We start from the raw sequence: 10,457 nt of genomic DNA on the forward strand, positions 1-10,457 counted from the left end.
CTCAAACATAGGACAAGTTAAACGACTTGTCGGTTTGTCTAGAGTTTTGCTGCGGCCATGATATTTTAGTTTTCACGCCGAGATTAGCCGTAAGGCACCATCAGGCAATTGTCCGCCAACGGCCGCATCTTTGTTCAGCATCTCTTTAGTCACTAAGGTGATCCCTTGCTCACTAATACGAAAGCCTCTTTGCTTATCCAGCTCTTTATTGACCCCGATTGTCATCCCTTCCGGTATTTTACATCCCTCATCCACGATGGCGCGGTAAATAGTGACATGTCGACCAATATCGACTTTGGGCAAAATGACGGACTCTTCAACTGAGCTGTAAGAATGCACGTGTACATCAGTCGATATAAGTGACTTATTGACCATGGCGCCTGAAATAATGCAACCACTGGCAACGGCCGAATCCAACGCATAGCCTCTGCGTCCATCGTCGTTAAATACGAATTTGGCTGGCGCACGCTGCTTTTGATGAGTCCAGATTGGCCAGTTATCATCGTAGATGTTCAATTGCGGCGTCACCGCAATTAAGTCCATGTTGGCTTGCCAGAAGGAGTCTAGAGTTCCGATATCTCGCCAATAGGGTTGCGAATTATTTTCACAGTCCTTAAACCTAAAAGCATCAACTTGATTATCTTTAATTAAAGCGGGAATAATGTCTTTGCCAAAGTCATGTTCAGACTCTGGATTCGCAGCATCTGCTAGTAAGTGTTTAATAAGAAAATCGGTGTTAAATACATAATTTCCCATCGAAGCTAAGGTATAGCCAGGCCTCTCTTTTAATGGGCAGGGATGCTCCGGTTTTTCATGAAAATCCGTTATGTGATTATCTTTATCAACACACATTACGCCAAAGGTGCCGGCAGCATCTTCTAGAGGTACTTCAATGCACGATACTGTCATATCTGCGCCACTTTGTGCATGATGCGCTAGCATGTCTGCATAATCCATTTTATACACATGATCGCCAGATAACACCGCGACATACTTGGGGTTGTGATCTCGAATAAATTCAATATTTTGATAGGTCGCGTTTGCCGTGCCTTCGTACCAGTCTGCCGTGCTGTGCTGAGAAGCAGGCAGCAACTCAACAAACTCGCCAAGGTCGCGATTGAGATGGCTCCAACCCGCAGCTAAATGCCGGATCAGTGTATGAGGTCGATATTGTGTCATCACACCGATTTGTCGAATTCCAGAGTTGACGCAATTAGACAAGGGAAAGTCAATCACCCGAAATTTACCGCCAAAGTTTAACGCTGGCTTAGCCTGAATTTGGGTTAATTCGCACAGCCGTGTTCCTTTACCCCCCGCTAATATCAAGGCAAGTGTATCTCTTGTTAATTGGCTCACAAATCGAGTGCTGGAGGTAACCATTGAACTTACTCCTCTAATTCACGCTTTATTGAGATTAATCTCACACTTTCACGGCTAGTACATCCCTTTGCACACCGTGTAATACGGCATTAGCAGTTGAACCTAATAAAAGTTTTAAACCACTGTGACCGTGGGTTCCTAGCACAATTAAATCTGCTTTGAGGGTTTCAGCCTTGTTATGGATTTCATCTGCAGGGTGACCAACAACACAATGTACGTGTGTCGCAGGGATCTTATATTGAGAGGCAATCGCGTTCAGTTTCTGCAGCGATTGTGCATGAAGGTCCTCGACAACGTTTGCATCAAACGCTGCACCATAAGGTTCAAAATATACGTGCGGCATTGCGACGTATAACAAAGATAGGTCGGCTGGTTTTTTCGCTAACTTGAGCGCTCGCTCGACAACGGACTCATAAGTTCGGTAGATATCTAAAGCCACTAATATGTTCTTATAATTTTGCATATCGCCTCTCCATCTCAAAGTGGTTGATCAATTAAGTTTTCGCTTCAATTCGGTTGTTTTCCTTAGACTAAGAATACACTCGTAGTTGCAACCCATATTATTTTTCGTTGGTAGGCTTTTGATGTTTTTTGATAGCAAAAGTAACTATAAATTTTTATTAGTCCCTACCAGTCTATTAGAGCCAATATACAAATCGGTAGATTGATCCAGGTCAATTAAGCTAACACCAAGAAATCAAAAGTAACGTGGAGTTGGCCTTTGAGTAAGAATCTAAAATATTGATCATGCTAGCGTTGCGTCAGCTAAACTTTTAGGCGAGAGCTCTTATTGCATGAGGAAAGGCCCTAAATGGAAAACGTATTCGTGAAAGTCATGCAAATAATGCTTCTTGGGATGTTTTATTCACCAGCCATTTTTGGGGCTTGGTTAATCGCCGAAAAAGTAACTATTGTTATTCAATCAGAAACGCTTTCAGCGTCAATCTCACATTGTGAAAAGCGCGCCAAAGCATCCAACAACCGCATTCTTGGTGGTTGGGTGCCTATAGCAAAAACTCAGTCAGGAGTTGAAATTGAAGGCACCTTTTCGGTAAAAAACCAATGGTGGTGCCAGTGGCAAGTAACAGACAATGTAAGCGTTCTAAAAACCGGGGAGCGCGCGACTGAACATCATATTGTGAATTTTTGGCAATTCTTTTTCTTGCCGGTACTAGTGTCGTCTATTGGTGGCTTAGTGGTTTACCTTGGTATTCGAAATTTTGTCAAAAATCGCAAAAAGGAAACGGACTAAATTTCTTTGATTGTGAGATACGGGAATACTCGCACAAATTGAGTAATGCAAGATGATTGACGACAAACTCTTAACAGCCTATCACTGCGCAAAATATATTGTTGAATATGAAGGTCAAGAATACCCCATTCAGGTAGGTGAAACCTGCGAAATAGCGAACAGATTACTCAGTCATCACAAGGTTCACAATGGCTATTTTATTACGCCAGAGAACCCGCTTAGCTGTTTACTAAGTGATGATGAGAATATCCAAAGGCATGCTCGATTTTTAGACCTGCTACATCAGCGGAACTGTGTTTATCTAAGCGGATATGGCACAGATGAAGCGCAAACGTGGCCAAAAGAGGTCAGCTACCTTATTTTTACTGATGACGAATTGTGGATCAAAAATTTAGCGGCAGATTTTGGTCAAAATGCGTTCTTGAAACTCACGACAAGGCAACCCACGCAATTGTATGTATTAGCGTCACAACATTATGTTCCTAGATAGCATTGCTAATACACCTTAATCGCGAATGGCTCAATATTTTAGAATAAAAAAGCTTCGTTATTTCAGAAGGTTATAAAATAATATCGTTTTTCAAAACACGGATACAATAGAATAATGAATGTTTAAACAACAAGGAGTGCAGGAATTGAACATGAATAATCCAAGCTATGTGAACTTACTTGCTAGCACGAGCTTCGCCAAAGCCCAAGCATATTTAGACGAGCTAAAATCAGCTAAACAAATAGCCGGCAAACGACTACAAAAATGTCTAGCGACTAGATCGTTGGCGTCGCTTTCCGTGACTGAATTTATCGAATGTTTACTGAACACTAAAAAAACACAAATCTTTGCTGAAAGTAGTGTGTTTGGTGATGGTTCAGATTGGAAGCTTGCCGAATTGACCTTGCTTGGTGATATCTCAATGGCGATGGAAGTTGAGGTATTTGATAATGGCCTGCATTACTCCCCTGCTACTCATTCATCTCCATTCAACGCACTGTTAATTTACACTCCTGGCGCGTTATTAAGAAATGGAACTGGCCATCTGCCGGCCGATTGGTCGGAAGTCATTACTGATGATCAAATTAATTTTCCAGCCTTTCGCACTTTGTACGAACGACGCTTATTACCTTGTTTGCTGTACGCTAATGAAGTAGCGCGGGCGAAAGGTGTTAAAACAATCATTACCATTCCGGGATTAGGATGTGGCCAGTTTGCCGGTAAATTCAAAGGCCAATTAGGTGAGATTTTAAAACAAACATTACTAAGCCTGCTGACACAATATGCAGCGCAGTTATCGTCTGTCCACGCAATTTACTACGACCCTTTCGATGAATGTGACAATGAGCGTTTTGAGATAGCACATTTATCATTGCTCGTTAGGCCACTGACCAAAGACAATGAAGACAAAGGACAATTATGTTTACCCTCCGATTATGAAGATCCTAACGATGACTTTAGCGACTGTTCGTTAACCAGTTTAGTGGCATGGGATCATGTTTCATGGCCAGGTAATGACTTTTATATTGGCAGCAGAGCCACCGATGATGGTGTTAAAGCCGCGGCCACCAGCACTATGAAAGTAATGACCTCTTTGAGCGGCAACTATTGTATGGATTCATACAGCTACCAACCACCGAAAGGTTTTCGAACGTGGGGCGATGTGGTTAGCAAAAACAAGATCCCATTGCTGTGTAGTAATAACGTAAAAGTGTATTGATTGAAATGGTATTGAAAGGAGCGCAATTAACGTTAAGTGACAAATAATTACTAGCAATTAACCACTCAAACCATGCAGGTATAGCAAATGTATGTGTAAAGTATGGTTAATATATTGCTAACTTGCGATTCGACTATATAATATACGATATGGTTTTTATTACTCTAAATGAGAGGTTTGTATGCCAGTTTCACCAACAACGTTTAAATTTGACGAAGAGACTACTGCCTTAATGGATAGGTTAAAGGCTAAACATGGGGTCGGTTCACGCTCAGATATCGTACGTAAAGCGCTAAAGTTACTTGAAGTTGCTGAAGCTGCTGGAGATAGAAAAGCGAAGCTGATGGTAAAAGAAGAAGATGATAAAGAGAAAGAAATCATTCTCTGGTAAATATTATGAGCGAAGAAACCATCGATTTAAGTAAATCAGGTGATACCAATACCGATAGCGTTATTGAGCTAAGCGCGGGTGAAAAAGCCCAAATTCAAATGACGTATTGGGTCTTAGGTGGTGTATTTGTACTTTTTATACTTGTTTTCTGCGCCTACATTTTTACCGGGGATGGGCGCAGTGAATTTGTCGAGCAAGTCAATGCTCTGTGTATGGGAAACAGTATTCAAACCGATGATATATCGCAAAAAGTAAAGGAGTTTTGCACTAAAAATCAGCCCATAAAGGATGTAGCTAACACTGCTGCTGCGCAAGTCTTTGACTTCTGTAAAAACTTCTTACCTCCAATCGTAACCCTAGTTCTCGGTGCCCATTACGTGCACAAATCCAATAATGGTAATTCGTAGTGACTAAACTACTCAGGCTTTTGTAAGACTAATTACAACAATGTGAATTAGTGTGATTACCAAGGGATTATGTCGGTCTAATTACCGAGCATATAAACATGAACACACAATTTTAAAATCGTTTAGTTCTAAATATGATACTGCTTTAGATTATGAAAAATCATAATAAGGGGATGGTTTTAATATCGTAAAATATCACTCAGATAAAAGAGATAGAGCCTAGGTTTTGCTAGGCTCGATAAAAATCTCTTTGATCAATGGTACCGTCACATCAGCACTGCATTTTACAATTAAACTTAACCCTTTAGAGGGCAGCGTTTCGCATTGAAGATTACGTATTTGTGCAATTCCCGCAGTTTGTGCCACCGCATCTTCGGTAAACTCTTGTCGTGAATATCGTGTGTTATTACCCCCTGAAGATACTTCAACGACTGTAGTATCAATCTTTGAAGTAGAGCGGATCACAACGCCATTCACCTCTTCAGTTGCTATTTGTACAATTTCTTTTTTTGCACGATCCTCTAAATCTTTTAAAGTTTGCGTATCATTTCCTGTAATGATCGTTGAACGATTTAGTGTTTTAGTAATGTTGTGTCCATTAGCATCTTTTTGATAGTAAATTTTAAAACCACCATCCGTTTTCGCCGCTAATGGTAAGATTATTTTGTCGGTCTGTGGCTTTACAAACACCAAATCGTAAGTGTTCTTTTGGGTGCTTGAGCACCCCACCAGCACTAATGTAATGCATAAAAATGCTACTCTCATTTATCGCCCTGTTTGACTTTTATGTGCGTCGTTAAGCACTTTATAATTTTCAACTTCTTTCATTGAATCAAGAATATCTAGATTTCTAGGATCTATTAAGTTGGCCCGCGACATAAGTTCAAATGAATCGGCATGTTTACCTTGCATTAATTTAATTAAGCCTTGGTTATGCAATGCGATCGCTTGATCCTCTATTGAACCGGTATTTTGGGCAACTTGACCGAATATACTATACGCTTGCTTCAGTCTACCTTTCTTAACATATTCAATACCCAAATCAATATTCTCATCATCGCCCGTCAAATAGCTTAACTTAACTTTAGCTTTGTATGGTGAGATTTGTTTAACAATATACTCTGCAGCTTGATCCGTTAAAATATCTGCAATTTCTTCATTCGAACGTAATCTTTCTTTCGCTTTGGTATAGCTATCATACGAATCTTTTTCTTTACTATAACTAAAGGTTTCTGAACCACTGGTAAGTGTCTGGCTCCTATAAATAACAGAATAGGAAACCGTTAAAGTTTGCTTAACTGAAGCATGATAGCTGTACCATGTTTCCTTTTTGCCCTCATGTTTTTCCCGCCATGTCTTTCGTTCAACCCGAGACGGGGAAATCTCTCCAACTAAAATATAGGGAGAGCCAGCATAGATTTTTATGTACCCCTGATGCATCAATCCCGCTTTGATTTTTGCCGAGAGTACATTATTTGTAATGCCGTAACGATTACCTTTAAAACCCTTAATTGCTAGTTGATTTAGGGAAAGCCCAGACTCGCTTGGCATGTTCATCAAAGAATCAACCTCAATTTTTGAGGCGCAACCGCTAAATAGAACAAAAGACAAAATGATGAGTAGAGATCGACCTAAGGTTTTAGCCATTTTTTGCATTTTTAATTTCCGTTTGTTGTTACGTTTAAAATAAACAAAGTGAAAATTCTTACCACTTTATTCATGAGTCGTAATTCTTATTGTTGTTGATCAAAGATTCAGTTTAAATTCGGTCAAAACTGGCGTAGATAGATTGACGTTTTGCAACCTTTTCAAGGTATTGCTGAGTTTCTTTATACGGTAAATTGGTCACTAATCGTTGATAAACCTGCTGCGGCGTCATTTGATTTATCAAGGTCGCTGCCTTATTAATATTTCTTGAACCATCGATGTTAAAGGTTTTTGCCACGTTCCCAGCTCCCGTATTATAAGCCGCAATCATGCAATAAATACGGCTCTGCTTGTTAGTGATTTTGGCCAAGTATCTTGAGTCCAAAATATGCATGTAAGCAATACCGGTTTCTATATTATTGGCGGGTTGAAAAAGATACTCTTTAGTCATAACGGCATCTTTTTTGTGCAAAAATCGATTAACGTCTAAGCCCGCACTACGCGGCACGATTTGCATTAGGCCAAATGCAGGCACGTGTGACTGTGCAACCGGATTGAAATAGCTCTCGGTATGCATAATCGCAAAAAGCAAACTTTCAGAGAGATCCCAGCGCTCGCTATATCGTGAAACATACTCTCTAAACGGCTCTGCTTTTTTTATGAAATTAGCCTGTTGCAGCGGCATAGTATAGGTCGTTACTTTTTTATCTTTGAGTGCTTCTCTTTTCTTTTTAGCTTCCTGACTACTGGTATTCTGAATTAGCTTTCGTATCCGAGCCTGCTTTTCTTTATTTATTTGGGCTATTTCGCTTTGTACTTTAGTTTTTGTTGACGCATCAAGATCAGGGGCTCCAGCCAAGGGGTCAGCCAAAGCCATGTCGACTATTTTTTCGACCTGTTGCGCTTGCTCTCTTGACTGCGATTCTATTTTTTCTATTTCTTGATTGAGCACCCCTTTGGGGTCAGCAATTATATCGGTGCCTTTTTCAGTGACTACGGCAATTGCAATGTTGTTTTTAAGAGCTTGAAGTCCTAGATCTTGATTGAGTGATGGTGAGAAATCCGCCGAATTGATGGTCTCCTCTATTATATTTTCAACTTGAGATGAATCAACTTGCTGTGTTGCATTATGTAAAATACTGACTCTAACGACGTTATTTTCAAAATCAACGACGGTTTTCGCTTGTTTGTCAGAACTGTAAAGAACGGCTTCGCTTGCCCGTTGTGGATCTGACTCCCCCCAGGTATTGATTAAATGATCGCGGATATCGTCAATTCTTTGGAAGTGCTCCTGCCTAAACGCTTGATATTCTGCTAAATAGTTTTCTTTCCATGCTTGAAAAGCCTGTATATCTGAAGTGCTACCTTCTGATTCAAGCTTGCTAATTTCTTGTTCAAGCTCTTCGAAAGGATCCTGCGCCTGCTGCGCACTGGCCAATGGTAATGATAAGACCAATGCCGCGGTTACTAGCGTCCTCGATGTCATGTTAAAAAATTTCATAAAAACCTTACTACAACTAACTTTTGGTAAATGTTTGATATTCAAAACGCGTCAATAGCGACTCTGCAATAATGTCGTTATCTAGCTCAGTGATGGCGTAATAATTTGGCACAACTTGTTTTCTTAATGCTTCCAATGCAGTTAACATCTGTGTTGTATTTTCAGAAAATACGGCTTGTGATTCGAGTGCCTGAATTTTATCGTTCACAGCATTGACATAGTTTGCTTCATCCATAATAGAACTAGGTACAGCCGCGTATTCAATAAAACCTCGAATCAAAGAAAGGTACATTTTTTCCTTCCCTAAGTTTTGTGCCTCAACATAGTAAACTAAATTGCCTGTATCAAAGTTATACCGAAAATCGTTGGGGCTTGACGCCGCAATAGTTGACTCACCAAGGGTTTCAGAGAAAGGTATTTGAGGCGAAAAGTCATCAACTCGCGTTAACAAACTGTATCCGTCTACGCGACCATTGGATGTCATAATAGTGAGAGTGAATTTTTCTTGGTTATAATAATGAAACTCTATATCAGAGTTTATCTTTGAGCGTTTTATTACATTAGGTTCACCAAGGTCGGTTTTGATGTAAGACAGACCGCTCCCCACGTTAATCTTTTCTATCAAATCATATTGTAATTTATGCGTAAAATTTTCAATCACTGCAGTATATGCACTCAGTGCAAGATCTTTAGTATCGCCCCACTGCCCTGCCGAAATCATAACAGCAGCAGTTAGCACAACAGCATTTTGAATTTTTGCCCAAGTGGTTAATTTATTGATATTTTTCGGTTTATTCTCTGACACTTCTTGTTGCATACAACAACGTCCTTAAATGCAAAATTTGTGTATCAAAAACTGGCGCAGAAATTGGAATATTGGAATAAAGCTCTGCGCCTTTTCTAATTGAGAAATTAGTTAGTCAATCTTTTGATTTCTTTATCTAGGTCTTTTTCAGCTTGAGCTGCTTTAAATTCCTGATACAAAAACTTTTCATCAGTAGGATTTATTGTGCGTTTACTTTGTGCAAGGATTTCATCAAATAACGCCTTTGTCGCTTCAGGCTCTAACGTTGTTAAAACACACAAATAATCTTTGCCAGATATATTCACAACATCAGATTTAATCACTCTTGAACCTTGAAGTTTTTGTTTTGTTAGCTGCTTTGACACAGAGCTAAAATTAGTGCCTACGGTAGCATCTTCATTGGAATCAACGCGGCTACTATATGTTTTCTCAAGTCCCTCAACGCGCGTATCTATTTGCTGTGCCAGAGCTAACCGACTATTTGCAGTAGCCATTTTTTTATCCACTGATAGATTGCCAGAAAAACTAACGCAGTCTGTTGCAGCGATTCCGTTAGCTACTTCAGGGTTTAATACCCAACTAGGCACACTTGATAAGGCACTAATTGTATTTGAGTCAGGGGTTGAACCGCATGCCGACAGCCCAGAAATAGCAACAGTGGTTAATAAAATTTTAGTTATTTTCATGTAATTGAAAACCTTATTGGGAGTTTGAATAAAATATTAATGCATAAAAATACGCACCCATCTTGCGGTAAGAGGGATATTTTCATGAGTTTATTGCAAAGAGGGAGTGCAGATCAGGCGCAATCGATAACAACCGCTTCCTTGCGTATATATCTTAACAAAGATAATGAACTAAAACGCATATAAATGGAATGATTTTATAAAAACATATGCGCTAAATTGATATTTCTCTCGCCCCCTTTTATTGCAACTCTAAGTTCACAATAACTTAGTTATTTTAATAAAAATCAAACGGATGAGTGCAATGTCGATGAATTGCAAGAAAAATGGTGCGTCCGAGTAGACTCGAACTACCGACCTCGGCGCGGGTCATAAAGTACGGTGGTGCGAAGCGCTGCATTCAACTGGAACTAAAAAGGAAAATGGTGCGTCCGAGTAGACTCGAACTACCGACCTCGGCGCGGGTCATAAAGTACGGTGGTGCGAAGCGCTGCATTCACTGGATCTAAAAAGGAAAATGGTGCGTCCGAGTAGACTCGAACTACCGACCCCGGCGCGGGTCATAAAGTACGGTGGTGCGAAGCGCTACATTCAACTGGATCTAAAAAGGAAAATGGTGCGTCCGAGTAGACTCGAACTACCGACCTCGGCACGGGTCATAAAGTACGGTGGTGCGAAG

General features: G+C 40.2%; 12 protein-coding genes and 1 pseudogene. 5 read left to right on the forward strand and 8 right to left on the reverse strand.

Translation table 11 applies throughout. The features are described from left to right. Nucleotides 1-72: 72 nt before the first annotated feature. On the reverse strand, nt 73-1,380 hold the full coding sequence (glgC, locus tag ABD036_RS16505) for a glucose-1-phosphate adenylyltransferase (protein ID WP_343861912.1): 1,308 nt from the start codon (nt 1,378-1,380) through the stop codon (nt 73-75). A gap of 40 nt (nt 1,381-1,420) precedes the next feature. Then, nucleotides 1,421-1,843, reverse strand: coding sequence for a universal stress protein (locus tag ABD036_RS16510; protein ID WP_343861914.1), 423 nt, complete (start codon nt 1,841-1,843; stop codon nt 1,421-1,423). Between the two features lie 348 nt (nt 1,844-2,191). On the opposite strand from ABD036_RS16510, the gene ABD036_RS16515 reads away from it, so the two are divergent. The 5 genes from ABD036_RS16515 (at nt 2,192) to ABD036_RS16535 (ending at nt 5,139) form a co-directional block, all read left to right on the forward strand. Further along, on the forward strand, nt 2,192-2,632 hold the full coding sequence (locus ABD036_RS16515; RefSeq protein WP_343861916.1) for a hypothetical protein: 441 nt from the start codon (nt 2,192-2,194) through the stop codon (nt 2,630-2,632). 52 nt (nt 2,633-2,684) lie between these two features. Then, nucleotides 2,685-3,122: a DUF3293 domain-containing protein gene (locus ABD036_RS16520; protein WP_343861918.1), complete on the forward strand. Its 438-nt coding sequence runs from the start codon at nt 2,685-2,687 to the stop codon at nt 3,120-3,122. A gap of 151 nt (nt 3,123-3,273) precedes the next feature. Further along, on the forward strand, nt 3,274-4,341 hold the full coding sequence (locus ABD036_RS16525) for a hypothetical protein (RefSeq protein WP_343861920.1): 1,068 nt from the start codon (nt 3,274-3,276) through the stop codon (nt 4,339-4,341). A 181-nt stretch (nt 4,342-4,522) separates the two neighbouring features. After that, a complete protein-coding gene (locus ABD036_RS16530) occupies nt 4,523-4,732 on the forward strand; it encodes a ribbon-helix-helix domain-containing protein (RefSeq protein WP_343861922.1) in 210 nt (69 codons plus the stop codon). A gap of 5 nt (nt 4,733-4,737) precedes the next feature. After that, nucleotides 4,738-5,139: a hypothetical protein gene (locus ABD036_RS16535; RefSeq protein ID WP_343861924.1), complete on the forward strand. Its 402-nt coding sequence runs from the start codon at nt 4,738-4,740 to the stop codon at nt 5,137-5,139. Between the two features lie 219 nt (nt 5,140-5,358). Here ABD036_RS16535 and ABD036_RS16540 read toward each other — a convergent pair whose 3' ends face one another. The 6 genes and pseudogenes from ABD036_RS16540 to ABD036_RS16565 all read right to left on the reverse strand — a co-directional run bounded on the left by ABD036_RS16540 (nt 5,359) and on the right by ABD036_RS16565 (nt 10,329). Continuing rightward, nucleotides 5,359-5,904, reverse strand: a complete 546-nt coding sequence (locus ABD036_RS16540) for a hypothetical protein (protein WP_343861927.1) — start codon at nt 5,902-5,904, stop codon at nt 5,359-5,361. After that, a complete protein-coding gene (locus tag ABD036_RS16545) occupies nt 5,905-6,795 on the reverse strand; it encodes a DUF6340 family protein (protein ID WP_343861929.1) in 891 nt (296 codons plus the stop codon). A 103-nt stretch (nt 6,796-6,898) separates the two neighbouring features. Continuing rightward, nucleotides 6,899-8,287 (reverse strand): transglycosylase SLT domain-containing protein, encoded by a 1,389-nt coding sequence (locus tag ABD036_RS16550; protein ID WP_343861931.1) that lies wholly within the window; start codon nt 8,285-8,287, stop codon nt 6,899-6,901. A gap of 16 nt (nt 8,288-8,303) precedes the next feature. Next, nucleotides 8,304-9,104 (reverse strand): ETEC_3214 domain-containing protein, encoded by an 801-nt coding sequence (locus ABD036_RS16555; protein WP_343861933.1) that lies wholly within the window; start codon nt 9,102-9,104, stop codon nt 8,304-8,306. Nucleotides 9,105-9,199: 95 nt separating this feature from the next. Further along, a complete protein-coding gene (locus ABD036_RS16560; protein WP_343861935.1) occupies nt 9,200-9,778 on the reverse strand; it encodes a hypothetical protein in 579 nt (192 codons plus the stop codon). A 423-nt stretch (nt 9,779-10,201) separates the two neighbouring features. Then, a pseudogene (locus tag ABD036_RS16565) lies at nt 10,202-10,329 on the reverse strand. Between the last annotated feature and the right edge of the window lie 128 nt (nt 10,330-10,457).

The sequence above is a fragment of the Aliiglaciecola litoralis genome (assembly GCF_039523355.1).
In the GTDB taxonomy this organism is placed as follows: domain Bacteria; phylum Pseudomonadota; class Gammaproteobacteria; order Enterobacterales; family Alteromonadaceae; genus Aliiglaciecola; species Aliiglaciecola litoralis.